The sequence below is a fragment of the Chitinophaga sp. CC14 genome, from assembly GCF_048957795.1.
Lineage (GTDB): Bacteria > Bacteroidota > Bacteroidia > Chitinophagales > Chitinophagaceae > Chitinophaga > Chitinophaga ginsengisegetis.
Genome location: NZ_JARBFY010000001.1, coordinates 1,014,093 through 1,040,536 on the forward strand (window position 1 = coordinate 1,014,093; position 26,444 = coordinate 1,040,536).

At 45.8% G+C, this 26,444-nt stretch carries 26 protein-coding genes; 19 read left to right on the plus strand and 7 right to left on the minus strand.

Annotated elements, in window-relative coordinates:
* The first annotated feature begins 27 nt into the window (after positions 1-27).
* Together PV783_RS04265 and PV783_RS04270 are read left to right on the plus strand one after the other, a co-directional pair.
* Positions 28-1,212, plus strand: a complete 1,185-nt coding sequence (locus PV783_RS04265) for a GTP-binding protein (protein ID WP_420987237.1) — start codon at positions 28-30, stop codon at positions 1,210-1,212.
* Between the two features lie 134 nt (positions 1,213-1,346).
* Positions 1,347-3,812: a TonB-dependent receptor gene (locus PV783_RS04270; RefSeq protein WP_420987238.1), complete on the plus strand. Its 2,466-nt coding sequence runs from the start codon at positions 1,347-1,349 to the stop codon at positions 3,810-3,812.
* Positions 3,813-3,818: 6 nt separating this feature from the next.
* Here the strand turns inward: PV783_RS04270 and PV783_RS04275 are convergent, their stop codons facing one another.
* From PV783_RS04275 to PV783_RS04285, 3 genes are read right to left on the minus strand one after another with little or no spacing between them, the layout of a single operon-like run.
* Positions 3,819-4,487: a hypothetical protein gene (locus tag PV783_RS04275; protein ID WP_079471710.1), complete on the minus strand. Its 669-nt coding sequence runs from the start codon at positions 4,485-4,487 to the stop codon at positions 3,819-3,821.
* Between the two features lie 48 nt (positions 4,488-4,535).
* Entirely contained in the window at positions 4,536-5,111 is a 576-nt protein-coding gene (gene purN / locus PV783_RS04280) for a phosphoribosylglycinamide formyltransferase (RefSeq protein WP_079471711.1), read from the minus strand.
* A 56-nt stretch (positions 5,112-5,167) separates the two neighbouring features.
* Entirely contained in the window at positions 5,168-5,917 is a 750-nt protein-coding gene (locus PV783_RS04285) for a copper resistance protein NlpE N-terminal domain-containing protein (RefSeq protein WP_420987239.1), read from the minus strand.
* A gap of 449 nt (positions 5,918-6,366) precedes the next feature.
* Here PV783_RS04285 and PV783_RS04290 point away from each other — a divergent pair, with 449 nt between their 5' ends.
* From PV783_RS04290 to PV783_RS04365, 16 genes are all read left to right on the plus strand, one after another.
* Positions 6,367-7,641, plus strand: a complete 1,275-nt coding sequence (locus PV783_RS04290) for a c-type cytochrome (RefSeq protein WP_420987240.1) — start codon at positions 6,367-6,369, stop codon at positions 7,639-7,641.
* A gap of 70 nt (positions 7,642-7,711) precedes the next feature.
* Entirely contained in the window at positions 7,712-10,780 is a 3,069-nt protein-coding gene (locus PV783_RS04295) for a TAT-variant-translocated molybdopterin oxidoreductase (RefSeq protein WP_420987241.1), read from the plus strand.
* Positions 10,781-10,889: 109 nt separating this feature from the next.
* A complete protein-coding gene (nrfD, locus tag PV783_RS04300; RefSeq protein ID WP_079471714.1) occupies positions 10,890-12,326 on the plus strand; it encodes an NrfD/PsrC family molybdoenzyme membrane anchor subunit in 1,437 nt (478 codons plus the stop codon).
* Between the two features lie 48 nt (positions 12,327-12,374).
* Complete coding sequence (locus tag PV783_RS04305) at positions 12,375-12,968, plus strand: DUF3341 domain-containing protein (protein WP_079471715.1); 594 nt, start codon at positions 12,375-12,377, stop codon at positions 12,966-12,968.
* Positions 12,969-13,051: 83 nt separating this feature from the next.
* Positions 13,052-13,651: a c-type cytochrome gene (locus tag PV783_RS04310; RefSeq protein WP_079471716.1), complete on the plus strand. Its 600-nt coding sequence runs from the start codon at positions 13,052-13,054 to the stop codon at positions 13,649-13,651.
* A gap of 43 nt (positions 13,652-13,694) precedes the next feature.
* Positions 13,695-14,900: a quinol:cytochrome C oxidoreductase gene (locus tag PV783_RS04315; protein ID WP_079471717.1), complete on the plus strand. Its 1,206-nt coding sequence runs from the start codon at positions 13,695-13,697 to the stop codon at positions 14,898-14,900.
* A gap of 63 nt (positions 14,901-14,963) precedes the next feature.
* Positions 14,964-16,016: a cytochrome c oxidase subunit II gene (locus PV783_RS04320; RefSeq protein ID WP_079471718.1), complete on the plus strand. Its 1,053-nt coding sequence runs from the start codon at positions 14,964-14,966 to the stop codon at positions 16,014-16,016.
* A gap of 112 nt (positions 16,017-16,128) precedes the next feature.
* Positions 16,129-17,940: a cytochrome c oxidase subunit I gene (locus PV783_RS04325; protein WP_079471719.1), complete on the plus strand. Its 1,812-nt coding sequence runs from the start codon at positions 16,129-16,131 to the stop codon at positions 17,938-17,940.
* Between the two features lie 125 nt (positions 17,941-18,065).
* Positions 18,066-18,965 (plus strand): heme o synthase, encoded by a 900-nt coding sequence (gene cyoE, locus PV783_RS04330; RefSeq protein ID WP_111577089.1) that lies wholly within the window; start codon positions 18,066-18,068, stop codon positions 18,963-18,965.
* A gap of 1 nt (position 18,966) precedes the next feature.
* Positions 18,967-19,548, plus strand: a complete 582-nt coding sequence (locus PV783_RS04335; RefSeq protein WP_227024432.1) for a cytochrome c oxidase subunit 3 — start codon at positions 18,967-18,969, stop codon at positions 19,546-19,548.
* Between the two features lie 27 nt (positions 19,549-19,575).
* Entirely contained in the window at positions 19,576-20,250 is a 675-nt protein-coding gene (locus tag PV783_RS04340) for a cytochrome c oxidase subunit 3 (protein WP_079471722.1), read from the plus strand.
* A gap of 82 nt (positions 20,251-20,332) precedes the next feature.
* Positions 20,333-20,737: a cytochrome C oxidase subunit IV family protein gene (locus PV783_RS04345; RefSeq protein ID WP_079471723.1), complete on the plus strand. Its 405-nt coding sequence runs from the start codon at positions 20,333-20,335 to the stop codon at positions 20,735-20,737.
* Between the two features lie 53 nt (positions 20,738-20,790).
* Positions 20,791-21,483 (plus strand): SCO family protein, encoded by a 693-nt coding sequence (locus PV783_RS04350; RefSeq protein ID WP_168771264.1) that lies wholly within the window; start codon positions 20,791-20,793, stop codon positions 21,481-21,483.
* Positions 21,484-21,561: 78 nt separating this feature from the next.
* The gene (locus PV783_RS04355; protein WP_079471725.1) at positions 21,562-22,134 is read left to right on the plus strand and encodes a DUF420 domain-containing protein; all 573 of its coding nucleotides are present in this window, start codon (positions 21,562-21,564) and stop codon (positions 22,132-22,134) included.
* A gap of 62 nt (positions 22,135-22,196) precedes the next feature.
* Positions 22,197-22,412, plus strand: coding sequence for a hypothetical protein (locus PV783_RS04360; protein ID WP_420987242.1), 216 nt, complete (start codon positions 22,197-22,199; stop codon positions 22,410-22,412).
* 26 nt (positions 22,413-22,438) lie between these two features.
* Entirely contained in the window at positions 22,439-22,912 is a 474-nt protein-coding gene (locus PV783_RS04365) for a GNAT family N-acetyltransferase (protein ID WP_079471727.1), read from the plus strand.
* A gap of 7 nt (positions 22,913-22,919) precedes the next feature.
* Here PV783_RS04365 and PV783_RS04370 read toward each other — a convergent pair whose 3' ends face one another.
* The 3 genes from PV783_RS04370 to PV783_RS04380 form a co-directional block, all read right to left on the minus strand.
* Positions 22,920-23,528, minus strand: a complete 609-nt coding sequence (locus tag PV783_RS04370; protein ID WP_079471728.1) for a MarR family winged helix-turn-helix transcriptional regulator — start codon at positions 23,526-23,528, stop codon at positions 22,920-22,922.
* 99 nt (positions 23,529-23,627) lie between these two features.
* A complete protein-coding gene (locus PV783_RS04375) occupies positions 23,628-23,888 on the minus strand; it encodes a DUF2024 family protein (RefSeq protein WP_079471729.1) in 261 nt (86 codons plus the stop codon).
* A gap of 34 nt (positions 23,889-23,922) precedes the next feature.
* The gene (locus tag PV783_RS04380) at positions 23,923-24,501 is read right to left on the minus strand and encodes a protoglobin domain-containing protein (RefSeq protein ID WP_420987243.1); all 579 of its coding nucleotides are present in this window, start codon (positions 24,499-24,501) and stop codon (positions 23,923-23,925) included.
* 184 nt (positions 24,502-24,685) lie between these two features.
* Between PV783_RS04380 and PV783_RS04385 the strand changes: the two genes are divergently transcribed.
* Complete coding sequence (locus tag PV783_RS04385; protein ID WP_420987244.1) at positions 24,686-25,942, plus strand: chloride channel protein; 1,257 nt, start codon at positions 24,686-24,688, stop codon at positions 25,940-25,942.
* A gap of 20 nt (positions 25,943-25,962) precedes the next feature.
* Here PV783_RS04385 and PV783_RS04390 read toward each other — a convergent pair whose 3' ends face one another.
* Positions 25,963-26,289, minus strand: a complete 327-nt coding sequence (locus PV783_RS04390; protein ID WP_079471732.1) for a DMT family transporter — start codon at positions 26,287-26,289, stop codon at positions 25,963-25,965.
* Positions 26,290-26,444: the final 155 nt, after the last annotated feature.

The following is a 26,444-nucleotide window of genomic DNA, read 5'->3' on the forward strand; positions in this document are numbered from 1 at the left end:
CACACATAGCAATATAACTTATCACATATGGAAAAATTACCTGTTACGGTGCTGAGTGGCTTTCTCGGCGCGGGGAAAACTACGCTGCTTAATCACGTGCTGCACAACCGTGAAAATCTTCGTGTAGCCGTTATTGTTAACGATATGAGTGAGGTGAATATCGATGCGCAACTGGTGAAGAATGAAAATACGCTGCACAAAACGGAAGAGCGCCTGGTGGAAATGAGCAATGGCTGCATTTGCTGTACTCTCCGGGAAGATCTGCTGAAGGAAGTAGCTGCACTGGCCGCAGAGAAACGGTTTGATTACCTGTTGATTGAATCTACCGGTATCTCGGAACCTATACCGGTGGCGCAAACTTTCTGCTACCAGGATGAAGTGAACAACGTTGATCTCAGCACGGTAAGCCAGCTGGATACAATGGTGACGGTAGTGGATGCGTATAATTTTATCAACGATTACAGCAGTATGTCGTTCCTGCAGGACAGGGGCTTAACAGATGATGCAGCAGACCGGCGCACCATCGTGAACCTGCTGACAGACCAGGTAGAATTTGCCAATGTGATTGTGCTGAATAAATGCGACCTGGTATCAAAAGAACAGCTGGGTAACCTGAAAGCAGTGCTGCGTAAATTAAACGCCACGGCCCGCATCGTGGAATCCATCAAGGGCCAGGTACCATTGAAAGAAATACTGCATACCGGTCTTTTCGATTTCGACACCACCTCCCAAAGCGCCGGCTGGCAGGCCGAACTGGAAAATGAACACACCCCGGAAACGGAAGAATACGGCATCTCTTCCTTTGTATACCGCAGCCGCAAACCCTTTCACCCGGAACGCTTCTGGCAGTATATCAATGAACGCTGGCCCGGCAATATTATCCGCAGTAAAGGATTATTTTGGCTGGCCTCCCGCCCGGACATCGCTGTAAACTGGAGCCAGGCGGGCGGATCACTGCGTGCCGAGAAGGCCGGTTACTGGTGGTGCGCCATCCCCCGCAAGCAATGGCAAATGGATCCCGAAACCTATGAACTCATTACCAGCCGCTGGGATACCCGCTTTGCTGACAGGTATAATGAACTGGTAATCATAGGACAGGAACTGGATTCACAAGGTATCATCATTGATCTTGACAGCTGCCTGTGCACCGAATTGGAAATCAAAAACTTCCAGGATGGTCATCTTTTTAAAGATTCTTTTCCAGATATTTAGACTAATCTAAAAAATAATTAAGACAAGTATAAAAATAGAAGATAGTTTTGTTGAAAATTAAATTGGAAGTGTAATCCATTGTTACTATCCGTGAAAACACTGTACTGAGTTTAAAACCAAGATTACTTATACGCATGAAACAACTATCTACATTACTATTCTTATTATTATTCATTACTACGGCATATGCCCAGCAAGGCGTGGTGAAAGGAGCAGTTGTGAACAAAGACGGGAAGCCGGTGCAGTTTGCCAACATTGCTATCCCCGCCCTGCATACTGGCGCTACTGCCGATCAGCAGGGGCTTTTCAATATTAAAAACCTGGCAGCAGGTACTTATGATATCAAAATATCAATGGTAGGATACCAAACCGTTAAGCTGAAGAAACAAATTACAGCGGGCCAAACAACGGTATTGAACGTTTCCCTGGAAGAAGATTTATCGAAGCTGGATGAAGTAGTGGTAACCGGTGTTTCCCGCGCCACCGCTGTCCGGAAAAACCCCATACCCATTGCCGTTATCGGTAAAAGGGAAATGAACATGAACGTAAATAATAACATTATTGATGCTATTATTAAAGGAGTGCCGGGCGTAAGCGCGGTAACAACCGGCCCCAATATTTCAAAACCATTTATCCGGGGACTGGGCTATAACCGCGTACTGACGCTGTTCGACGGTGTGCGGCAGGAAGGGCAGCAATGGGGCGATGAGCATGGTATTGAAATAGACCAGTATGGTATTTCACGGGCGGAAGTGGTGAAAGGTCCTGCCAGTCTTACTTATGGCTCTGATGCGCTGGCCGGTGTAATTAACATGATCCCCGACATCCCGGAACTGACACCGGGAAAACTACAGGGTAGCTTTCTTACTGATTACCACAGTAATAATGGAATGATAGGATCCTCCCTGGGATTGGCTTACCGGCAAAACGACTGGAAATATGTATTGCGGGGCACGGCCAAGGCGGCGCATAACTACCGCAACAGTGTGGACGGATTTGTATATGGCACCGCCTTCCGGGAATACAATCTCACCGCATTGGCAAGGGTGGATAAATCATGGGGGCACTCCCAATTTGGTGCTACGCTTTATGACAACACCCAGGAAATCCCCGATGGTAGCCGTGATTCCCTGACCCGTAAATTTACCAGGCAGGTGAAGGATGCTGATGACAATATAAAAGACCGGCCACTGGTACCGGACAATGAGCTGCGTACCTACACCATTAACCCGTTACATCAGCATATCCAGCATTACCGGGTATACAACCATTCCAAATGGAATGTGGGTACCGGCGATATTAATACCATGATTGGGGTACAACAAAGCATCCGGCGGGAGTACAATCACCCGGAGATGACTGAGCAGCCTGGCCTGTACGTAGTGCTGAATACATTGAACTATGATGTGCGCTATAATTTGCCCGTGATGAACGGATTGGAAACAACCGTAGGTGTGAATGGTATGTACCAGTCGAATAAGAGTAAGAACGGTACCGATTTTCCCATTCCGGACTATAACCTGTTTGACATAGGCGGATTTATTTTTGCCAGGAAATCTTTTGGTAAGGTAGATGTATCGGGTGGTATCCGTTACGACAACCGTTCTATCCGCTGGAACGACTTCTACGTAGGACCCAATAAGGAGAATGGCTTTGAGCGACATGCGCAGTTACCGGATACAGCAGGGGCCCATCTGCAGTTCCCTTCTTTCAATCACCGGTATACCGGTATTTCCGGCAGCCTGGGCGCTACCTGGAATATCAGCGAGCGGGTGCTGGTAAAGGCTAACATTGCACGGGGCTACCGTGCGCCGAATATTACAGAGATAGGTTCCAATGGTCTTGATCCGGGCGCGCATATTGTATACCTGGGGAACCGTGGATTTAAGCCGGAGTTCAGTTTGCAGGAAGACATCGGTATACAGGCATGGTTACCGGATGCGGATATCAGTGTGGAATTGTTTAATAATAATATTGAGAACTATATCTACCAGGCAAAGCTATACGATAATACCGGCAACCCCGTGGTAATAGTGCCGGGTAACGCCGCCTATAAGTACCAGCAATCTGCCGCGAGGCTATTTGGAGCGGAGGTGAGTGTAAATCTCCATCCGCGGAGTATAGCCTGGCTTACCATGAATAACAGTGTTGCCTACACGCAGGGACGTAACCGGAACATGGAACTGATCGGTACGCATGGCGACGAAGCGCGGTACCTGCCGTTTATACCCCCCACGCATATACGCAGCGAGCTAAAGGCAACCACCCAACGCAATTACGGGATCTTTACCAAAGCCTATGCCCGCGTGGAGGCTGATATTATTGCAGACCAGCCACATTTTTACGGGGTAGATGATACCGAAACATTTACGCCGGGATATACCCTTTTCAATATAGGCGCCGGTACCGGTATTCTCAATAAGAAAGGAAAAACGGTATGTGAAGTGTTCCTGCAGCTGGATAATGTGGCCAACGTGGCTTACCAGGCCAATATGAACCGGTTGAAATATTTTGAATACTACAGCTCCTCCCCTAACGGGCGGCTGGGCATCTATAATATGGGTAGAAATTTCAGTGCTAAAGTGATTGTACCGTTTTAGGGAAGATTACCACAGTTTGAGCCCCATTTTAATACCTATCTGGAGGCTGGGCAGTATGCTGACCATTTTACCATCGTTCAGGGATACTTTGTCGTCGTCGAAATGATAGGTATTGTATTTATAGATTTTACTACGGATACCTACACCGATAAAGGGATCAAGGATAAAGCGGTCTTTTTTGAACTGCCGTCCTACCAGAAGTTGCAGGCCGATAACGGTTTTGTCTCCGGAGTTGGTGTAGGTAATGTTACTGAAGGTATTGTCTTCATTAGGGTAGAAAACCTTTTTAACGAATAACACGGGTTCGAAGTAGGTGCCGGCTGCGCGGGAGGGCGACATTTCCTGTGAAATAAGGTACAGGCGTGCTCCTACGCGGAAGCCCAGTCCCCGGCCATCTACAAACTGTTCAGTACTGATATCAGGTTTTTTCTGTCCGATATCAATCTTTTTTGCCAGCACATAATCGGGGTAATCTGTATAGATACCGCTGATACCTACCTCCAGGCTGAATTTATCAGTTATTTCCTGTTCCAGGTAAATATCGAGTTCATTAATTAAGGTGGTAGGATTTACTTTAAGAAAGGTGTTTTTGCTCAATTGTGTTTTGCCATCCTGGGCAGAGGATGATAAAATAAATGAACAGGATAACCATATTAACAGCAGTGTCTTTTTCATACAGTTGTAAGGGTTAGACTGGCTTCAGAACCTCAATCCGGGCGTGTGTCAGCTTTCAGAACTGGTCAATAATCGTTCCACAATTACCGGAAACCATTGATGTTCCAGCGCCTGTACTTTGCGTGCTACTGACTCGGGCGTATCTTCCGGTGTGATGATAATTCGTTCCTGCAGGATCGTTTCTCCGTCGTCGTATTTCTCGTTCACAAAGTGGATGGTGATGCCACTTTCTTTTTCTCCGGCAGCTATAACCGCTTCGTGCACAAAATGTCCATACATCCCTTTTCCGCCAAATTTTGGTAACAGGGCCGGGTGGATATTGATAATGCGGTTAGGAAAAGCCTGTACCAGGTTGGCGGGGATTTTCCATAGGAAACCGGCCAGCACTACCAGGTCGATCTTTTGTTCTTTTAATAATTGGATATATTTATCTGAATGGAGGAACGCCTCCTTTTCAATGAGTATACTGGTAATACCTTCGCGTTCGGCAATCTGTAAAACACCGGCTCCGGGTTTGTTACAAACGATTACGGTAACCCTGGCCTTATCTGACTGTTTGAAATGATCTATAATTTTCTGCGCGTTGCTTCCTGCACCCGATGCGAATATGGCAATATTTTTCAAAGTCTCTTACTGTTTGAGTAGGGTACAAAAATAGACAATTTAGCAGGGATTTAAAGTTATTTGAGATATTCCCCGCAGCCCTGGTATGTTTTGTCTTTCACCTGTATCTGTACGGTATTGGGTTTCATCAGGCCGCTCATATCGTCGGTACAAACGGTATTGCGGATACTTATCGTGATATCCGGGGTGGTGTATACCTTTAAAGTATCGGTATTAGGCCTGGCCGGGGGGAGGGTAACCTGGAGGCTGTCGCCATTAACGTTGTTGAAACGTATTTTTTTGTTATCAAGGTCGAGGCTCCAGAAGGGTTCGTTGCCGCTGGCGGTGAACCGGATGCCGGCTTTCGACTTTTCGGCGAGCAGTTGCCTGCGGTCGCCACCCTCTACCGGCTTGAGGATATAATTGCTGGCCAGCACCCCTTCGATCCGTTTGCCTTTGGTATCGAGGAGGAGGAGTTTCCCTTCGGAGGCGAGGAAGGAGCTGCTGTCGGTTTTCTTCTGAAGCATTACGGTGGAGTCGGAGGTTTGTTTCCAGGTGCCGGTTTCCACGGAGGCTATCCCCTGTCCTCTTCCCTGGTAGGCCACCAGTTCATGAAAGGTATGATCATCAAACAAACTGATCTGGTAGTCCATGCCGGGGCAGTCGGCGCACGGAAGGGTACCCTGGAAGGTGCCGGTGATAACGGTGGGGGTAGCTGTACCCGGCGTGGTATGTTGCGTGGTGCTATCGTTTTGGGTGGTGGTGGTATTATTGTTACAGGCCGTGAAGGCAGTAAGCAAAACGGGGAGTATGATACTATTTTTCATGGGAGCGATTTTTTGATGGCAGATTGAACATTCTGGTCCGCCGGCAGGTTATTAAGGTAAAAATAACAACTCTCACAGAAATTAACTGCGCTGACAGATAATATATTATATTGTGTGTTAAAGGATATAGGGGACCACTATTTGATTTTCATCTGCATATATTATAATTATATCCCCGCAAACCTTGCCCCACGTTATGATGTAGACGTGCGCCCACAGAGGAATTAAACTTTCAATCAAAATAATAAGTTTTGAAAGGAAATAATAGGTGAAGCGTTTAAATAGGCCAGCAGAAAGACTTCCAGCTCAATCGGTGCTCAAAAAAGAGGTTGAAAACAGCATTCTATAAGACAATAATTTTTTTTAATTGTTGGTAAATTGTCAACATTCTGTCTTATTTTTGCTGGCACTTTTAAGAAACTTTAGGTCAAATCTAAACTATATAGGCTGTGTATCGTCGTGTTTCCATTCTTTTGCGCAAGCATTTTGTGAGTGTGCTTATTCTATGCGCTAGTATAGTAATTCCGTTTTCTTCTGTTAAGGCAGCGGATCCAGCGAAGGGTAAAGCATTATTCCAAACAAACTGCGCTTCCTGCCATAATGTCCATAAGAAGCTGACAGGTCCTGCATTAGCGGGGGTAGAAGATCGCTGGCCCGATAAGAAATTATTGCACCAGTGGATCCACAACTCTGCTTCTGTACTGGCTACAGGGGACAAATATGCCAATGACCTCTTCAATCAGTACAACAAGACAGCGATGACCGCTTTCCCTCAGTTATCAGATGAGGAGATTGACGACATCCTGGCTTATGTAAAAGTTGAGCAAGCGAAAACTCCGGGAGGAGCTAAGCCTGCTGAAGCTGGGGCTACTGAAGGTGCTGAAGACAAAGGCAATGACAACAGTTTACTGTTTGGTATCATCACACTGATCCTCGCAGTAGTAGCGCTGATCCTCATGCAGATCAACAGCAACCTGAATAAGCTGGCTGGTGATAAAGAAGGAGTTCCTACTCCGGACCCTGTTCCTTTCTACAAAAATAAAGCTTACCTGGCGCTGATCATCCTGGTGCTGTTCATGGTAGGCGGTTACTTCACTATTCAGGGTGCAATCGGCCTGGGTCGCCAGAAAGACTATATGCCGGAGCAACCTATCTTCTACAGCCATAAGGTGCACGCGGGTATCAACCAGATTAACTGTTTGTATTGCCACGCCGGTGCTGAGAAGAGTAAACACGCAATGATCCCTTCTGAAAATATCTGTATGAACTGTCACAAGGCCATTAAGGAATACTCCGGTCCTGAGCTGACAACTGCAGAAGGTAAGAAGGTAGATGGTACTGCTGAAATTGCAAAATTATACGATTACGTAGGATGGGATCCTGAAGCTGGTAAATATACCAAGCCAGGCAGACCAATCGAATGGACTAAAATCCACAACCTGCCTGACCACGTTTACTTTAACCACTCTCAACACGTGGTTGCCGGTCAGCAACAATGTCAAACCTGCCACGGTGCCATCACCGAAATGGATGAAGTACATCAGTTCTCCGATCTCTCTATGGGATGGTGTATCAACTGTCACCGTACTACCAAAGTGCAGTTTGCTGACAACAACTATTACAGCATCTTCGAAAAGCTTCATCAGGATATTAAAGATAAGAAGATCGATAGCGTAACAGTTGAGATGGTAGGTGGTACTGAATGTCAAAAATGTCACTACTAGGAAGGATTTAGAGAGATTTTCTCTTAATCAGAAGATATCAAAATTTATAAACGTAACTCGTTAATATAACATGGAGCAAAAAAAGTATTGGAAAGGCTTGGAGGAGTTGCACAATACCGATGCGCATCAGGAAATTGTGAAGAACGAATTCAGTGAAGAACTTCCGTTCGAGAGTGAAGGCCTGTTGAATGCTACTACCCCCCGCAGGGATTTTCTGAAATATCTGGGGTTCACCACCGCTGCTGCCGCTATTGCTGCCAGCTGTGAAACACCGGTTAAGAAAGCGATTCCGTATGTAAACAAACCGGAAGAGATCACCCCGGGTGTAGCCAATTATTATGCTTCTTCTTATGCCATTGATGGCGAATATGTACCGGTTGTGGTGAAAACCCGCGAAGGTCGTCCCATCAAACTGGAAGGGAATACTTTATCAGCTATCACACAGGGCGCTACATCCGCCAAAGTACAGGGCGCTGTATTAAGCCTGTATGATACTGCCCGTCTCCGTTTCCCATCTATCGGTGGTACGGAAACAACCTGGGCAGAACTGGATAAACAAATAGGTGCAGCACTGGCCGGATTAGGCGGTGCTCCTGTTGTTTTATTAAGCGCCACTTTACTCAGCCCCACTACTAAAAAAGTGATCGGCGAGTTCCTGGCAAAATATCCAAACTCCCGCCACGTAGTATACGATGCAGTTTCCTACTCAGGTCTGCTGCAGGCAAATGAAGCCTCTTACGGTAAAAGAGTTGTTCCTTCCTACCACTTTGAAAATGCCAAAGCGATAGTGAGTTTAGGAGCAGACTTTATCGGAACCTGGCTGAACCCGGTTGAATATGCCCGCCAATTTGCTTCTACCCGTAAGATCAATGCACAGAAACCCGAAATGTCCAAACTTTTCGCGTTCGAAAGCCATATGAGTCTTACCGGTGCAAATGCGGACGAAAGATATACACACAAACCTTCTGAAACCGGTGCAGTAGCACTGGCACTGCTGGCAGCAGTTGGCGGCAGCGTAACCGCTCCGGCTATTGCCGACAAACGTGTAGCAGATGGTATCAAGAAAGCGGCAGAATCACTGAAAGCAAACGCTGGTAAAGCACTGGTAGTAAGCGGTTCTAACGATGTAAACGTACAGATCATTGTAAACGCCATCAACAACATCGTTGGCGCCAATGGTACTACCATCGACTTCGCTTCTCCTTCCAACTACCGTCAGGGTATCGACAGCGATATGACCAAACTGGTAAGCGATATGAACGCAGGCAGCATCGGTGCTGTACTGGTTTATGGCGCTAACCCAGCTTACGACTACTTCGAATCCCAGAAATTCGCAGAAGGTCTGAAGAAAGTGAAGATCGCGGTATCCTTCAACGACAGAAACGACGAAACAACTGAACTGTGTAAATATGTAGCTCCTGATCATCACTTCCTGGAATCATGGAATGATGCTGAAGGAAGAGCAGGTTACTACAGCTTCGCTCAGCCTACTATCCTGCCGCTGTTTAAAACACGTGCTATCCAGGATACCCTCCTCACCTGGTCTGGTAACACTACCACTACCTGGGCTGACTACCTGAAAAATGAGTGGATCAGCAAACTGGGCGGACAGGAAGCATGGGATAAAGCATTACAGGATGGTATTGTTGAACCAGCTACTGCGCCTGCATTAGGTGGTGCTGCATTTGCCGGTGATATTGCCGGTGCTGCATCCAAAATCAGCAGCGCTAAGAAAGGTGGTAAACTGGAGCTGGTGCTGTATGAAAAAGTAGCTATCGGTACCGGCAGATCTGCCAACAACCCATGGTTACAGGAAATGCCTGACCCGATTACCCGTTCTACCTGGGGTAACTACGCCTGTATCTCCAACAAACTGGCTAAAACTTTCTCTACCCAGTTAGGTGATGATTACGAAATCAATGCAGAGAAGAAAGTCCTGAAAGTTAAATCCAACGGTAAAGAAATCGAACTGCCGCTGCTGATTGTTCCGGGTATGCACCCTGAAGTAATCGCTATCGCAGTAGGTTACGGCCGTGGTAATAACGTAGGAAGAGCTGCTGCCGGTATCGGTAAAAATGTTTATCCTTTTGTTAGCTTCAACGGTCAGAACTTTGACTACTTCACTACTGACGCATCTGTAGAAGCTACCGGTCAGAAAGAAATTGTTGCTTTAACACAAACACATAATAGTTACGAAGGTCGTCCGATCGTTAAAGAAACTACCCTGGAAGAGTTCATCAAGAACCCTAAAGAGGTAAACGAAGACAGACTGGAACTGAAGAAATTTGGTCCTGACTTCCGTAAGGATGCTACCCTGTATCCTAACTACAGCTACCCTGGTATCAAATGGGGCATGTCTATCGACCTGAACACCTGTTTTGGTTGCGGTGCCTGTACAATTGCCTGCCAGGCAGAAAATAACGTTTCTGTTGTAGGTAAAGAAGAAGTGGCGAAAGCACATGAAATGCACTGGATCCGCATCGACCGTTACTTCAGCGGTGATGAAGAAAATCCGGAAGTAGTGTTCCAGCCGATGCTGTGTCAGCATTGCGATAACGCACCTTGCGAAAACGTTTGTCCGGTTGGAGCAACCAACCACAGCTCTGAAGGTATTAACCAGATGGCTTACAACCGTTGCATCGGTACCCGTTACTGCGCTAACAACTGTCCTTACAAAGTACGTCGCCTGAACTGGAGAGACTGGAATGGTGCTGACAGCTTTGAAAACAACCTGTACGATGTGGCTGATATGAACGATAACCTGACCCGCATGGTACTGAACCCGGATGTAGTGGTTCGTAGCCGTGGTGTGATGGAAAAATGTTCTTTCTGCGTACAACGTTTACAGGAAGCGAAACTGGATGCGAAGAAGGCTGGTCACCCATTGAAAGATGGAGCCGCTAAAACCGCCTGCCAGCAAGCTTGTGGCGCTGATGCGATCGTATTTGGTAACATCAACGACAAGAACAGCGAAATCTATAAGATTCGTAACGAGCAGCAGGTAGACAGGATGTACTATGTGTTGGAAGAAACACACGTACTGCCATCTATCAGCTACCTGGCGAAGATCAGAAACAAAGATGCCGCTCCTAAAGCAGAAAAAGAGTCTGCTCACAAGGAAGAAGCGCACCACGCGTAATGATCTTAACCGGTAATCGTTAAGAAAAAGACAGAAAGAACAGAATCTGAGATCATAACAAAAGACAAGGGCTAGTAGCTAGAAGCTAGCAGCTAAAAGCTTATAGAATATGCATTTAAAATACGAATCCACACTGAGAGAACCTTTGGTAGACGGGGTTAAGGATTATCACCAGGTAACGGAAGATATCATTAGTCCCATTGAAGGGAAGCCTGGAAAACTGTGGTATGTAGGCTTTTTCATCTCCCTGACACTGTTGGGCTTTGGTGCCTTTTCCGTGTTCTGGCAGATCTATTTCGGTGTCGGAGTATGGAATCTGAATAAAACCATCGGTTGGGGTTGGGACATTACCAACTTCGTATGGTGGGTAGGTATTGGTCACGCCGGTACCCTGATTTCCGCGATCCTCCTCCTGTTCCGCCAGGGTTGGCGTACAGGGGTGAACCGTGCGGCGGAAGCGATGACGATCTTCGCGGTAATGTGCGCCGGTCAGTTCCCGATCATTCACATGGGTCGTGTATGGATGGCGTTTTTCATTCTGCCTTATCCAAATACCCGCGGTCCGGTATGGGTTAACTTTAACTCTCCGCTTCTCTGGGACGTATTTGCGATCTCTACTTACTTTACCGTATCCCTCCTGTTCTGGTACTCTGGTTTACTTCCGGATTTCGCTACCGTTCGTGACAGGGCTAAAACTAAATTACGCAAGTTATTATATGGTGTAGCTGCTTTTGGCTGGACCGGTTCTACCAAACACTGGCAACGTCATGAAGCACTGTCGCTGGTACTGGCAGGTTTATCCACTCCACTGGTACTGTCTGTACACACGATCGTATCTTTTGACTTTGCGACTTCTGTAATTCCCGGTTGGCACACTACCATCTTCCCTCCCTACTTCGTAGCGGGTGCGATCTTCTCCGGATTTGCGATGGTACAAACGTTGCTGATCATTACCCGTAAAGTATTACATCTCGAAGAATATATTACCCTGGGTCACATGGAAGCCATGAACAAGGTAATTGTGTTAACGGGTTCTGTAGTAGGTTGTGCTTACCTGACTGAGTTATTCATGGCATGGTATGGCGCTAACCCTTATGAGTTCGCCACCTTCTTCAAATACCGTGCTGCCGGTCCGCTGGGTTGGTCTTACTGGATCATGATGACCTGTAACGTAATCACTCCGCAGGTGTTCTGGTTCCGCAAAATGAGAAGAAATGTAATGGTGACTTTCGTAATGTCTATCATCGTGAACATCGGTATGTGGTTTGAGCGTTTTGTAATCATCTGTACCTCACTGTACCGCGATTACCTGCCATCCAGCTGGGCTTACTATCGTCCGTCCTGGCCTGAAGTAGGTTTCTACATGGGTACTTTCGGTTTGTTCTTCACCTGCTTCTTCCTGTTTGCTAAATACTTCCCGGTAATTGCGGTAGCTGAAATCAAGGCTGTCCTGAAAACTTCCGGTGAGAACTACAAAGAGAAAATGGAAGTTTACGAAGAAGAAAGTGCTGAGAAATTTGCGCACGACGTGGCACATGCACACTAAAAGACGAATTAAGAGAACTAATTACCTGGAATTTGAATTTTTAAATATATGGCTGTTAAAAAATTTGTTGTAGGCTTGTTTGACGATGAGGCAGTGTTGTTTCCGGCAGTAAAGAAAGTACGCACTGCAGGATACAAATTGCACGATGTATACACTCCTTTTCCTGTTCACGGCCTCGATCATGCAATGGGTTTAAGAGAAACCAGTCTGCACACAGCCGGTTTCATATATGGTATCACTGGTACTACTACAGCATTATCCTTCATGAGTTGGGTATTTAATGTAGACTGGCCGCTGAACATTGGTGGTAAACCACATTTCCCGCTGCCTGCTTTTATTCCGATCACCTTTGAGCTGACCGTATTATTTGCGGCGGTAGGTATGGTGATGACTTTCTGTTATCTGTGCCAGTTAATGCCGGGTGTGAAGAAACACATCTTCCATCCAAGACAAACAGACGATAAGTTTGTGATGGTAATAGAGCTGACAGAGAAAACCAATGCGGAAGAAGTAAAGAGCTTCCTCGCTGCTGCAGGTGCGCAGGATATCAATGAGCAGAAGGCTGAAGCAGGATGGTGGTTCGGAAGGTACGATAAGGATGATGAGCCTTATCTCCGTAAGATTCAGACCGCAAACGCTTAATTAAAATAACAGCTAAAACATACCGTTGCGACATTAGGATTTGAGCAAGCAAGAACTAATGAAAGCTAGATAAATAATTTCTGATGAAAAGGACTTCCAACATATTGATTGTAGCCGCATTGGCAACTGGAGCTTTCCTGGCAGCCTGTAACAGGGGGGAGCATAACAGAAAGCCCGGCAGGATTTATATGCCAGACATGTATGAATCCCGTGCGTATGAATTTTACAGTGCTCGTTTGTCAGGCCTGAAGCCAGTGGAAGGAACAGTAAAAAGAGGAGAACTTTTGCCATACCATCTGAAAGAATCAGATACGGCACTGGCTAATCTGGTGAAAAATCCATTAACTATTACGCCGTCTGATCTTAAAGAAGGCGAACGTTTATTTAATATCTACTGTGGTATCTGTCATGGTACTGCATTAGATGGTAATGGTCCACTGTACAAAGGTGGAGATGGACCTTATCCTGCAGCTCCTGCCAACCTGGTTGCCGGTGCAAAATCCGGTTACACAGAAGGCCGCCTGTTTCATGTAATGACTTATGGTTATAACATGATGGGTAGTTATGCCAGTCAGCTCGACAGAGACCAGCGCTGGAAGATTGCTGCTTATATCAAGAGTAAACAGCCAGGTGCTGCCGCCCCGTCTGCCGCTCCTGCTAACGATAGCACTGCAGCTAAATAAATGAGTTAAACTGAATTTCAATCAAGTATTTTAATATACAGTAATGAAAGACCAATTTGTAGTACCGGCAAGATTAAAAAAGACCAGCTTCGTGTTAATGGGCGTGGGCTTGCTGACGTTATTGATCGGATTAATTGCGTTTCAAGGTGAGAACGCGACACGGTTTTGGGCCGGTCTGTTGCAAAACAGCAGCTTCTTTTTGCTGATTACATTGGCGAGCACCTTCTTTATAGCTGCTACTACCCTGGCACATGGTGGCTGGCAGATTGCTTTCCGCCGTGTACCTGAAGCTATTTCAATGGCCGTTCCCGTTTTGTCCGCCATTTTATTTGTGATTGTAATGATCCTTGTTTTTGGTGGAAAAGAGGATATCTACCACTGGGTAAACGCACACCATGTGGCAGAGGATAAGATCCTGACCTGGAAATCTGCTTTCCTGAACAAAGGATTCTTTACCGTAGCAACTATCCTGACACTGGGCCTCTGGATCTTCTTTACCCTGAAGCTCCGCAGAATGTCTATTGAAGAAGATGGATGGGATCTGCGTCCTGAAACAGGCCGTAAATTACTCTGGAGAAATACCGTTGTATGCGGTGGCTTCCTGGTAGTATTTACCCTGAGCGTTGGATCTACCACGCCATGGGTTTGGTTAATGAGTATCGATGCACACTGGTTCTCTACCATGTACAGCTGGTACACTTTCGCCAGCACCTGGGTATCCGGTCTGTCATTGATAGCACTGTTCGTAGTATATCTGAAAAAACACGGTTATCTCACTTATGTAACTGAAGAACACCTGCACGATCTGGGTAAATTCATGTTTGCATTCAGCATCTTCTGGACTTACCTCTGGTTCTCCCAGTACATGCTGATCTGGTACGCCAACATGCCGGAAGAAACTGAATACTTCCAGCCGCGTGTTTGGGGCCAGTGGAGACCAATCTTCTTCCTGAACCTCCTGATCAACTTTGTTACTCCGTTGTTGTTCCTGATGAAAAGGGACACCAAACGTAACTATACTGCCATCGTTTTCATCGCTATCGTGATCATCTTCGGTCACTGGCTGGATTTCTGGCAAATGGTTTACCCAGGCACCGTTAAAACCCTGGTATTCCCTTGGTATGAATTCGGACTCGGACTTGGTTTCGTAGGACTGATCATCTTCCTGGTATCTAACCAGCTGACTAAAGCTGCACTGGTTCCGAAGAATCATCCTTACCTGAAAGAAAGTATCATTCACCACACCTGATTGGGTGATCAAGGAGATTAGGCAAAAGAAAAGCATTAGATAACTTAATTATTTCATATAGCAATGTCAGGATTTTTAGCAGTCTTAGTTGTTGTTCTCATATTCATAGTCATCTTCCAGATTGCGAAGGCGAGCGAATATGTGTCCATATTGAAGGGAGAAAAGAAAGCGCGCGAGCAAAGCAACCGTATAAATGGTTTCCTGCTGATTGCATTCCTGGTGCTGGGGCTTATAGGAGTGTACTGGTGTAACGATTTGCTGAAAGGCAAAATCCTGGGCGAATCTGCATCAGAACAGGGAGAAGGCGTTGATACCCTTATTTATGTAACACTTGCCATCACTGGTGTGGTGTTCGTGATTACCCAAATTGCTTTATTCTGGTTTGCATTTAAGTACCAGGAGAAAGAAGGCCGTAAAGCATTTTACTTTCCGCATAATAATAAACTGGAAGTTATCTGGACCGTTATCCCGGCTATCGCCTTAACCATACTGGTGGCTTTCGGTTTGAAACACTGGTTCCAGCTCACTTCAGAAGCGCCAAAAGACGCTGCTGTAGTAGAAGTAACCGGTAAACAGTTTAACTGGATCTTCCGTTATCCTGGTAAGGATGGCGCACTGGGTCGTCGTGATATTAAAAACATCGATCCTTCCGCCGGTAATGAACTGGGTCTGGACTGGAACGATCCTTTGAACAAGGATGACTTTATGCCTACCGAACTGCACCTCGTAGTTGGTAAACCGGTAAAGTTCATCATCGGTTCCCGCGACGTAATCCATGATGTGGGTTTACCTCACTTCCGCATGAAAATGGATGCGGTTCCCGGTATCCCTACCACCCTGTGGTTTACTCCTAAGTTCACTACCAAACAGATGAAGGAAAAAACCGGTAACCCGGACTTTACATTTGAAATTTCCTGCGATCAGATGTGTGGTAGCGGTCACTACTCCATGAGAGGTGTGATAGTTGTGGAAACTCAGGAAGAATATGATAAATGGGTAGCTTCCCAGAAATCAACGTATAGCCTGACACACGCTGACACTGCAGCTCCGGCTGCGCCTGCCGGCGAAGCGAAAGCAGATAGCACACAAAAAGCAGTAGCTGCCAATATCCAGTAAGCTGTAATTTTGCGTAGAAGAATTTTTGACGGAGTACAATTAAAAACAATAAAGACAAACTGACAAACGACGATACTTCCCGGGCGTTAGTTTATAATAAACCGAACCGATTATGAGTAACGAAGCAACATTGCACAGTCAACAGGAGGTAATGCACGGAGCGCATGATCATCATGATCATGAGCACCACCATGAAGACAGTTTCATTTCGAAATATGTGTTCAGCATGGATCACAAAATGATCGCCAAACAATTCCTGATTACTGGTATCGTTTGGGCTATCATTGGTGCTTTCTTCTCTGTACTGTTCCGTTTGCAACTTGGTTTTCCTGATGCCACTTTCCCCTGGCTGGAAAGTATCCTGGGTCATTGGGCTAAAGGTGGCCGCATTACAGCGGAAGCTTACTATGCATTGGTAACAATGCACGGTACCATCCTGGTATTCTTTGTATTAACGGCCGGCCTGAGCGGTACCTTCTCCAACCTGCTGATTCCTTTGCAGGTAGGTGCGCGTGACATGGCCTCCCCTTTTATGAACTGTTTGAGCTACTGGTTCTTCTTTTTGGCCAGCCTGGTAATGATGGCTTCCCTGTTTGTTCAAACAGGCCCTGCTTCCGGAGGTTGGACAATGTATCCGCCGCTGAGTGCACTGGGAGACGCTTCTATCGGTTCTAAAATAGGTGTGGATCTTTGGTTAACCAGCATGGCGCTGTTTGTTGTTTCGCAGCTGCTCGGTGGTTTGAACTATATCTCTACCTTATTGAATATGCGTACCAAAGGTATGGCGATGACCAAAATGCCTTTGACTATCTGGTCATTCTTCTTCACTGCCGTATTGGGCGTATTGTCTTTCCCTGTATTGCTGTCAGGTTTCATCCTGCTGCTCATGGATCGTCACGCTGGTACCAGCTTCTACCTGTCTGATATCTTTATCGCCGGTAAAGCACTGGCAAATGAAGGTGGTAGCGCTATTCTCTATCAACATTTATTCTGGTTCTTAGGTCACCCTGAGGTATATATCATCATCCTCCCTGCGATGGGTATGGTTTCTGAAGTACTGGCGGTAAGTTCCCGCAAGCCTATCTTTGGTTACCTGGCGATGATCGGTTCCCTGTTCGCAATCTGTATCCTGGCCTTCCTGGTTTGGGCGCACCATATGTTCGTAACAGGTTTGAATCCGTTCCTGGGTGCATTCTTCGTACTCTTAACCTTATTGATCGCGGTACCATCTGCCATCAAGGTATTTAACTGGATCACTACTATCTGGAAGGGTAATATCAACTTTACGCCTGCTTCCCTGTTCTCTATCGGTTTTGTGAGCACTTTCATCTCCGGTGGTTTAACAGGTATCTGGTTAGGTAACTCTTCTATCGATATTCACCTGCATGATACCATGTTTGTGATCGCCCACTTCCATATTGTAATGGGTGTATCTGCGTTCTTTGGTATGTTTGCCGGTATCTACCACTGGTTCCCTAAAATGTATGGCCGTTTCATGAACCAGACCATTGGTTATATCCACTTCTGGGTAACCATGATCGGCGCTTACCTGATCTTCTGGCCTATGCACTACGAAGGTATGGCGGGTATGCCAAGAAGGTACTATGATGTATCCGGCTGGGCTTCCTTCAAACAGTTTGGTGGTCTGAACGAGTTCATCACCATCGTGGTAATCCTCGTATTTGCGGTACAGCTGCTGTTTGTGTTCAACTTCTTCTACAGCATTTTCAAAGGTAGAAAGCTGACCACCCAGAATCCGTGGAATGCAACTACCCTGGAATGGACTACACCTATCCATGCCGGTCACGGTAACTGGCCTGGTGAAATTCCGGAAGTATATCGCTGGGCTTATGACTATAGCAAGGATGGAAGAGATTTCATTCCGCAAACTGAGCCTATCGGACCTAATGAATCAGCGCACTAAAATATAGTTCGGAATTCCGGCAGGAAGATACCTTTCGCATGAAAAATCTTCCTTCCGGGATTTTGTTCACTGTGATGTTTGTAAATTTGTTCCGGACTTAAACCCGGAATGTGGCTAGAAAAAAAATGTTGCAAGAAAACTCCATAAAATTGTCGTCATCATATGCGGTAGCAAGCAAGGTGAAAGATTACTCTCAGCTAATGAAGTTTAATCTCACCTTTATGGTGGTATTTTCATCTGTGGTTGGTTACCTGCTGGTGCCCGGCGTGGAGTTTAACTTAGTAAAAGTTCTTTTATTATTTGCAGGTGGTTTGCTGGTTTCCGGATCAGCCAATACCATTAACCAGATCTGGGAGAAGAATACAGATAAACTGATGGCGCGCACCGCTGTTCGTCCATTGCCTTCCGGGCGTATGCACGACAACGAGGCGATTGCACTGGCTGTGATAACGGGTATTGCGGGTCTCCTGGTAATGGGGTACTGCTTTAACTGGTTGAGTGCCGCATTGAGCGGAGTGTCTTTGGTGTTATACGGTTTTGTGTACACACCCTGGAAAAAATGGAATTCTCTTGCCGTACTGGTAGGCGCTATTCCAGGTGCCATGCCTCCCCTGATCGGTTGGGCAGCCGGCGCCAACAACCTGAGCGAAGGTGGCTGGTCGTTGTTTGCTATCCAGTTCCTGTGGCAGTTTCCGCATTTCTGGGCAATTGCCTGGATTGCGTATAAAGACTATACCAGGGCAGGCTTCAAAATGCTGCCGGGCAGCGGAGAGCCCAACAAGTACACCGCCATACAGGCTGCTATGTACACGTTGTTGCTGATCCCAGCCGGCGTAGCACCGTACCTCCTGAAGATCACTGGAAGCATTTCTGCGATAGTGGCCATTCTGGCGGGTATTTTCTTCCTTTACAGGGCCATTAACCTGTACAGAAAGAATGATGTTCCTGCAGCAAGAAAGCTCATGTTCGGATCTTATATTTATCTGACAATTGTTCAGCTGGTACAACTGCTGGACAAAGCGTAAAATGAAAAGAGGAGTGATGGATACTATGACATTAGAACAACGTAAGAAAATACATCCGCATAAATATTCCTTATGGATCGCCATGGGTAGTATTACCATGATGTTTATCGGGTTTACGAGTGCTTATATTGTTAAAAGATCCCAGGCAAACTGGCTGGCATTTGAACTGCCGCACATTTTCTGGATATCCACTGCCGTAATTTTAACCAGCAGCTTAACTATACACCTGGCTTTAAAGCAGTTCAGGGAAAGGAATATGCAGCGTTACAAGCAACTGATCACCCTTACAGCATTTTTGGGTGTGGCGTTTGCAGCCTGCCAGTGGATAGGATTTTCACAATTGAAGTCGGTAGGACTGCCCCTCAACGGGCCTGTTTCCGCTTCTTTTATTTATGTTATCGTAGGAGTGCACATGCTGCACGTTTTGGGTGGTGTAGTAGCACTGCTCATTATGTTTGGCAGGGCTTACAGAACCCGTGTACGGACCTATAGCGCAGTTCCCATTGAAGTAGCCGCAACATACTGGCATTTCGTGGACGTACTGTGGATTTACCTGTTAATTTTTTTAAGTATCGCCAGATAAACTTTGTAAAATTTTATAAAACAAACAATGGATACAGCAGTTACAGCGAAGAAAAAATGGTGGGCCGGAGGATATTCTCCCTTTAATGTGAGCTATGGTAAGTTGATGATGTGGTACTTCCTGATGTCAGATGCGTTCACATTCGGCGCATTGTTGATTTCATATGGTACCATCCGGTTTTCCAGCCCATCCTGGCCTGATCCGAATGAGGTGTTCCGCTCCTTCCCTGGCATGGGCCATGCCAACTTGCCGTTGGTATTTGTGAGTTTGATGACCTTCATTCTCATCATGAGTTCTGTAACCATGGTACTGGCGGTACATGCCGGTCACATGAGAGATAAAAAAGCAGTGGCCAAATGGATGCTCTGGACCATCGTTGGTGGTATCGCGTTCCTGAGCTGTCAGGCATGGGAATGGACACATCTGTATCACGAAGGTGCATGGTGGGGTCGTAATCCTTTCCTGAACGTTGACGGTACACTGGCATCTACCAACTTTACCAACTTCTTCTTTACCATTACCGGTTTCCACGGTTTACACGTAACTTCCGGTGTGATCCTGAATATCGTTATCCTGGCCAACGTACTGAAAGGTACTTATGAGCACAGAGGTCACTACGAAATGGTAGAAAAAGTAGGTTTATACTGGCACTTTGTAGATCTGGTTTGGGTATTCGTATTCACCTGCTTCTACCTGCTCTGAGCCAAAGGCAAGCAGAATAGTACAAGGTTTGTTGTTGATTATTTGGAATCTGATTTTTAGAATTTATTTAATTTAAATAGTAATGGAGCATACACATACTGAGGCTGGGCATGAAGCTGCACATGTCGATTCATCTACCAAAACAATCTGGAGAACGTTCTGGATCCTGTTGTGTATCACAATGGTGGAAGTAGGTCTGGCCTTTTTACATCTGGAAACAGGTTTCCCCAGCAGGGTATTCCTGAATGCGATCTTCGTTGGCCTCACCGTGGTGAAAGCCTTCTATATCGTTGCTGAATTCATGCACCTGGGTCACGAAATCAAAAACCTGATCCTTACCATATTGATTCCGTTACTGTTATTTGTATGGTTTATCATTGCATTCCTGTACGAAGGTGATTCCTGGAAGAACATGCGGAAAGACCTGAAACCAGGTACTCCAATTGAAACGCCAAAGGCTCCTGCAAAAGAAGGACATCATTATTAATTTCACCATAAACTATCAGGATCATCTCTCGCAGGGCTTTATTAGGAGTGTCGTTGGCTATACTGGTGCCGCTTTTGGGTTATCTCATTGTAGATCACTATGGAAAAAATGTGGTGCCTGTACCCGGATACTTCATCCCGGAAAGAGTAGATACGATCTCAGAAAATGGTAAAGTTTCGTACGATACCGTTTTTCATAAGATCAGGGATTTTAAACTGACCAATCAACTTGGTGAACAGGTGAGTTTGAAAGACATGGAAGGAAAAGTGTTACTGGTTGATTTCTTTTTCACCTCCTGCCCAAGTATCTGTCCTACATTAACAAAAAACCTGAAAAAGGTACAGAGCGCCTACGTAAAGAACGATTCTTTACTGCAAATCCTCTCCTTTTCAGTAGACCCGGAAAGGGATACGGTAGATAAGCTGCGTAAGTACGCATACGACTACCAGATCAATCCCGACAACTGGTGGCTGCTCACAGGTAGTAAAAAGGAGATCTATGATCTCGCCAGAAATGATTTCTTTGTTTCTGTAACACAGGGAGACGGAGGTCCGGACGACTTTATACATACCGAGAAGCTGGTATTAATCGACAAAAACAGGAACATCCGTGGATATTATAACGGTCTTGATTCCAATGATGTAAAAAGATGCGCAGGCGATATCGCCATATTGCATCTGGCAAAAGACAGACACCGACCGGGTTTTGCGGCCTTCCTCAAAAAACTGTTCTCCGGAGAGAAGTAATAAAAATAATTATAAAGGAAAGGTGAATAAGGAAAGGTTGTTCACCTTTCTTTATTCACCTTTTACATTTTAGTGGATATGGAATTCAAGAACAGAAATCTCAATACGCCTATTACCATCGTGTCGATAGCTATACCCGCGCTGGTTGCGTTATTGTTTGTGTTGCCCAAGCCGGAAATGCATCCTGGTTTTGATATCAGGATATTGCCGCTGTTCCACGCCATCCTCAATACCAGTACCGCTGTTTTACTACTGGCCAGCTTGTATTTTATAAAGAACGGACATGTAAAAGCCCATAAGATCACCAATTTAATTGCAGTGGGTTTGTCGGCAGTGTTCCTGCTTTCGTATGTTACGTACCATGCACTGGCTACAGAAACCCGTTTTGGCGACCTGGATCATAACGGTATCCTGGATGCCGGCGAAAAAGCGATGCTGGGTGGCATCCGTTATATTTACTACTTCCTGTTACTGACACATATTGTACTGGCCGCCATTATAGTACCGTTGGTGCTTTTCACGCTGCTACGCGGATTTCAGAATGATATTCCACGCCACCGCAAAATTGCCCGTATTACGTGGCCTATCTGGTTTTATGTAGCGGTAACGGGTGTGATTGTTTATATTATGATTTCCCCTTATTACCATTGATAGAATTAAGGAGATTTTTTTAAGACAGATAGCCTAATTTTGTGAGATCAAACAATAATACTATGAAGAAGACAGGTTTGTTTTTACTGACAGTGTTTTTGACGGTGATGAACGGATCAGTAATGGCGCAATGTTCCCTGTGTACTAAAACGGCTCAGCAGCTGGGCGAAGGCCCGGCAAAAGGTTTGAACAATGGTATTCTGATGCTGGCTTTAACGCCCCTGGCCATTATTGGTTTCCTGGCTTTCCGGTGGTGGAGAAGTAATAAAGAAGCCTGACAATTTTCGTATAACCCAAAATAACTATGATTACCTACAGAAAGGCGGATATAACGGATATCCCGCAGTTAGTGCATTTGCGGCTGCAGTTTCTGAAAGAAATTTACCCTAAGTCTGATAACTCCCAGGATGCCGTGTTGAAGGATCAGCTCAGGGTCTACTTAACAGAACATCTCTCTAAAGATAATTTTGTAAACTGGTTTGCTGACGCAGAAGGCGAGGTAGTGGCCAGCGCAGGCATCGTTTTTTACAACCAGCCTCCACTGTACCACAACCTCGAAGGCAAAGTGGCCTATATTCTGAACGTATACACGCTTCCTGCCTTCCGCCGGAAGGGTATTGCAAAAACGTTGATGCAAAAGATCCTCGACGAAGCCAGAGAGCGTAATACCGGAAAGGTGAGCTTACATACCAGTAAAGAAGGCCGTTTATTATATGAACAGTTCGGGTTTGTGGCCGGTGATAATGAAATGACCTGCCAGTTGCCCCGTATTCAATAAATAGCAGCTACTCTTCGCGGAGCTGAAAAACGGGACATTCCATTCTTAAGCCGCCGTTGTTCAAAGAGATCTTCAGTTTGTTACAGTGATAACCTTTCTTTTCGTTGAGATGCTCACAGTTAAAGCACATGGGCTGCGTGGAAATAATTTCCTGTTGATTAAGCTGGTAAATCAGCTGCATCAGCTGCTCCAGCAGTCCGGCCTGGTCTTTCAATGGCAGTTGTGCTACCGTTGCCTGTAAAGGATCCGCAAATTGCTCTACTTTCCTGGCAACCGCCTTTCCCTCTTTTACCAGGTGTAAGGTGTGGCTGCGGGTGTCTGTAGGGCTTGCCTTACGCGTCAGGTAGTTCTTCTGTTCCAGTGATTTTACTGCATCGCTGATGGTGGCTTTGGTCATGTTGAAGTACGATGCCAATGTTGTTACAGTACGTTTTTCTTCCGGGTAGTGCAGTAAAAAGGTAAGTACCTGGATTTGTATGGGACTAAGTCCATACTGAGTTGCTTCCTGCCATAATAATACGCGGAAGGCTTCTGATAATCGCTCCAGGGAGGCCACTACTTTACTAGGTGTGTTTTCTGCCTGCTGTGCAGGGCTGAATGTGGAAACTTTCCCCATATATTCTTGCTGTCCTTATAGTTAATGTGGCAAGGTACAATATAAATATATGGCGTGAAATAGCATATTAGTGACATTCCTGCGTGAATCCGGCTTTTTTTAGTGACATCCCTCCAATTCATGGATATAATACCCTTTTTGCCGGATATGGGTTTCCCAGCGGGGTATAATTTCGGTGATATGACAAAAACGGCAGTCTTTTCGGGAAACAATTAACCCCTCCCCCCTTTTGGATTGGAGATAAGTATTCCCATAAATCAGTACATCATCAAATGAGGTCTCCTTTGTAACTATGATGTCGAAATGCAGATATCCTCCATCTTTTTTCTTAACATAAGTGTCGAAGACAGCAACTTGCATTGGAATACTTTTGATGCTAACGTAAATGGTTATACTAAAAAGGGAGTTGTCGGGGTTGAGGGTATACCCATAACAATACACTAAAACTAATTGCTTTGAACCATGCCTGCTGCATGCGCTCTACCTCCGCGGCAGAGTGCCCGTGTTTGCTTAAATAGGGTCTGCCGGCTTCTGAAACAGGATATATAAAAGAAGACAGGTAGCGTAAGTATATCATGGGCAACGGGTCCATATCATGCTCCGCCGCGGGCCTGAGTTGCAGCTGTGCCGCAATCCGTTCTTCAAACTGCCACCACGGATTTCCTTCCTGGCGGCTGCATAAATCAGCTATCCATTTACGGAATTGCGGGCGGAGCGATAGCAGGTATTGCATATCGGGAGCGCCATCCCTGGTGAAATAGGTAGCGAGATAGTTATTCTTTAAAATGGTATCATACCAGCTGGTCAGAATGTCTTCTGTATATGGGGCCAGGATGTTTCCTGCCATCACCAGGTATTGCTCGTCCTCATGGGTAAACAACAACATCCTTTTTAGTCTGACCAGTGTTTGCGCATCCAGTGAGGGTTGGGGGTTATCAGCGCCAGCTGTGCCTTGATGCATAGCGTCATTCATACAGTTTAAATTTTGGTTTCCTTCACGGATTGGTTATTACAAATATAATAAGGTTACCTAACTAAAACAATAATATAATGACGTATATTCCTATACGTTAGCTATTAAATATATTATTAAAAAATTATTTGTGATTCTACAATGAACTATATAGCTTTGATAATCTGGTTGATAATATCCTTTCATGATTAATAAGCTATACGCAATAACAAAAAACGGTTGGCCGCCGGTAGTGGCAGCTGTACATATACCTGCGGATGTACCCGGCAAACGGACATCGCGCACGTTGTATCTTTCCGTTGCAGCCATACTGGCGGCGGCAGCAGGCACTGTTGCCGCATGGGCCATTAGCGTTATCATCCATGCAGTTACTTCACTGGCTTATTATGGAGAAATGAGTACTGCTTCCACCGGTATTGAAAATACAGAACAGGGATGGTGGATCATTGGTATTCCGGTAGCAGGCGCACTACTGCTCGTTGCCATTGCCCGTTACACCTCTCCCCTGCTTCGCGCAATGGGATTAACCGTGGCCATTGGCGCCGGTAATCCGTTGGGGATAGAAAATGCCGCGATGTTATTTAACGGAGGCTTAGGCGCATGGATAGGTAAATTATTCCGTTGTACAAACGATGAATGCCGGATCCTTTTTACAGCCGGCGTGTGCAGCACATTAGGCAGTCTCTTTGGTGCGCCGGTAGCGGCGGTATTCCTCGCCCTGGAAGTGTTTCTGGCGGAATGGACGCCTGGCAATATATTACCGGTTGCAGCGGCGGCGGCCACCGCTGCTGCAGGAAGTTACCTGTATCGTGGTACCAGCCCGGTACTGAGCTTCACCCCCCTGCCGGCTATGAATGCAAAGGCCGTAGCAGGTTATATGATAGTAGCTTTACTGGTGGGCTTGTGGGCGAGACTAAGTATAGTATTGTATCGTCTTGTTGAAAAATGGTTCGGAAAGCTAACTAAATACAATACATGGTATCTTTTACTGGCGGCATTGCTGACAGGCATCATCGGCTATATTTCCCCGCGGATACTGGGTACCGGCGAAGGTTATATCCGTGACCTGCTGGAGGCACATGTTACGTTAGCCATCCTTTTTGCACTGGCCTTTCTGAAATGGATCGCCTGGCTTTTCTTTTCGGGCGCCAATAAAACCGGCAGCGGCATCATTCCATTGCTGGTCATAGGAGGCGCTATGGGTTTGTTGATTGGCGCACCGCTGCAAATGGCTTTTCCTTCTTTAATGATCAACGCCGGAGTAGTGGTAGTAGTGGGCATGGGCGCCATGCTGGCGGGTACAACCCGTGCGGTGTTAACGGCTATTATATTACTGCTGGAAATGACCCATGATATCAATGTGGCTCTTCCTGCAATATTGGCCTGCATACTGGCTTATGGCATTGCCATCTTCAAAAGTAAAAAAGCGCAAAACGATTAACCGCTCTGCGCTTTTTTATTTTATTCGTGTCCCGAAACAAACTTCAACCCTACAATAGATCCTATTAGTAACATCAGGAAAAAGATACGCAACATAGCGGCAGGTTCTTTAAAAAAGATCATACCGGCAATAGCAGTGCCGGCAGCGCCAATGCCCGTCCATACTGCATAAGAGGTGCCTATAGGAAGACCGCCATTAATGGCTTTATTCAAAAAGAAAAAGCTCAGACAGATACACACCGCAAAGCTGACAGAAGGCCACAACCGGGAAAAATTTTCGGAATACTTTAATGAAATAGTAAAGCCTATTTCAAACAGCCCGCCAATGACAAGGAATAACCAAGGCATAATTACTGAATTTAGAAAGTAAGAAAAAAATATTGGAAATGAATGGGTATAAAACGCCCGCTCCCTGTGGATCAGAGACCGTAATTAAACACTGCGTAAGCGATAGATGTGCCGAAAGAAGTAAAACGCATGCGGCAAAGGTAGCAAAAAATTAT

Excerpts from the sequence above, each read along its gene's own strand:
- PV783_RS04310 (WP_079471716.1), top strand. The coding sequence starts at position 13,052 with ATGAAAAGGACTTCCAACATATTGATTGTAGCCGCATTGGCAACTGGA.
- PV783_RS04380 (WP_420987243.1), bottom strand. The coding sequence starts at position 24,501 with ATGAATGACGCTATGCATCAAGGCACAGCTGGCGCTGATAACCCCCAA.
- PV783_RS04275 (WP_079471710.1), bottom strand. The coding sequence starts at position 4,487 with ATGAAAAAGACACTGCTGTTAATATGGTTATCCTGTTCATTTATTTTA.
- cyoE (WP_111577089.1), top strand. The coding sequence starts at position 18,066 with ATGTTGCAAGAAAACTCCATAAAATTGTCGTCATCATATGCGGTAGCA.
- PV783_RS04325 (WP_079471719.1), top strand. The coding sequence starts at position 16,129 with ATGAGTAACGAAGCAACATTGCACAGTCAACAGGAGGTAATGCACGGA.
- PV783_RS04390 (WP_079471732.1), bottom strand. The coding sequence starts at position 26,289 with ATGCCTTGGTTATTCCTTGTCATTGGCGGGCTGTTTGAAATAGGCTTT.
- PV783_RS04385 (WP_420987244.1), top strand. The coding sequence starts at position 24,686 with ATGATTAATAAGCTATACGCAATAACAAAAAACGGTTGGCCGCCGGTA.
- PV783_RS04345 (WP_079471723.1), top strand. The coding sequence starts at position 20,333 with ATGGAGCATACACATACTGAGGCTGGGCATGAAGCTGCACATGTCGAT.
- PV783_RS04265 (WP_420987237.1), top strand. The coding sequence starts at position 28 with ATGGAAAAATTACCTGTTACGGTGCTGAGTGGCTTTCTCGGCGCGGGG.
- PV783_RS04375 (WP_079471729.1), bottom strand. The coding sequence starts at position 23,888 with ATGCAAGTTGCTGTCTTCGACACTTATGTTAAGAAAAAAGATGGAGGA.
- nrfD (WP_079471714.1), top strand. The coding sequence starts at position 10,890 with ATGCATTTAAAATACGAATCCACACTGAGAGAACCTTTGGTAGACGGG.
- PV783_RS04285 (WP_420987239.1), bottom strand. The coding sequence starts at position 5,917 with ATGAAAAATAGTATCATACTCCCCGTTTTGCTTACTGCCTTCACGGCC.
- PV783_RS04340 (WP_079471722.1), top strand. The coding sequence starts at position 19,576 with ATGGATACAGCAGTTACAGCGAAGAAAAAATGGTGGGCCGGAGGATAT.
- PV783_RS04365 (WP_079471727.1), top strand. The coding sequence starts at position 22,439 with ATGATTACCTACAGAAAGGCGGATATAACGGATATCCCGCAGTTAGTG.
- PV783_RS04370 (WP_079471728.1), bottom strand. The coding sequence starts at position 23,528 with ATGGGGAAAGTTTCCACATTCAGCCCTGCACAGCAGGCAGAAAACACA.
- PV783_RS04335 (WP_227024432.1), top strand. The coding sequence starts at position 18,967 with ATGAAAAGAGGAGTGATGGATACTATGACATTAGAACAACGTAAGAAA.
- PV783_RS04295 (WP_420987241.1), top strand. The coding sequence starts at position 7,712 with ATGGAGCAAAAAAAGTATTGGAAAGGCTTGGAGGAGTTGCACAATACC.
- PV783_RS04270 (WP_420987238.1), top strand. The coding sequence starts at position 1,347 with ATGAAACAACTATCTACATTACTATTCTTATTATTATTCATTACTACG.
- PV783_RS04360 (WP_420987242.1), top strand. The coding sequence starts at position 22,197 with ATGAAGAAGACAGGTTTGTTTTTACTGACAGTGTTTTTGACGGTGATG.
- PV783_RS04305 (WP_079471715.1), top strand. The coding sequence starts at position 12,375 with ATGGCTGTTAAAAAATTTGTTGTAGGCTTGTTTGACGATGAGGCAGTG.
- PV783_RS04315 (WP_079471717.1), top strand. The coding sequence starts at position 13,695 with ATGAAAGACCAATTTGTAGTACCGGCAAGATTAAAAAAGACCAGCTTC.
- PV783_RS04320 (WP_079471718.1), top strand. The coding sequence starts at position 14,964 with ATGTCAGGATTTTTAGCAGTCTTAGTTGTTGTTCTCATATTCATAGTC.
- PV783_RS04355 (WP_079471725.1), top strand. The coding sequence starts at position 21,562 with ATGGAATTCAAGAACAGAAATCTCAATACGCCTATTACCATCGTGTCG.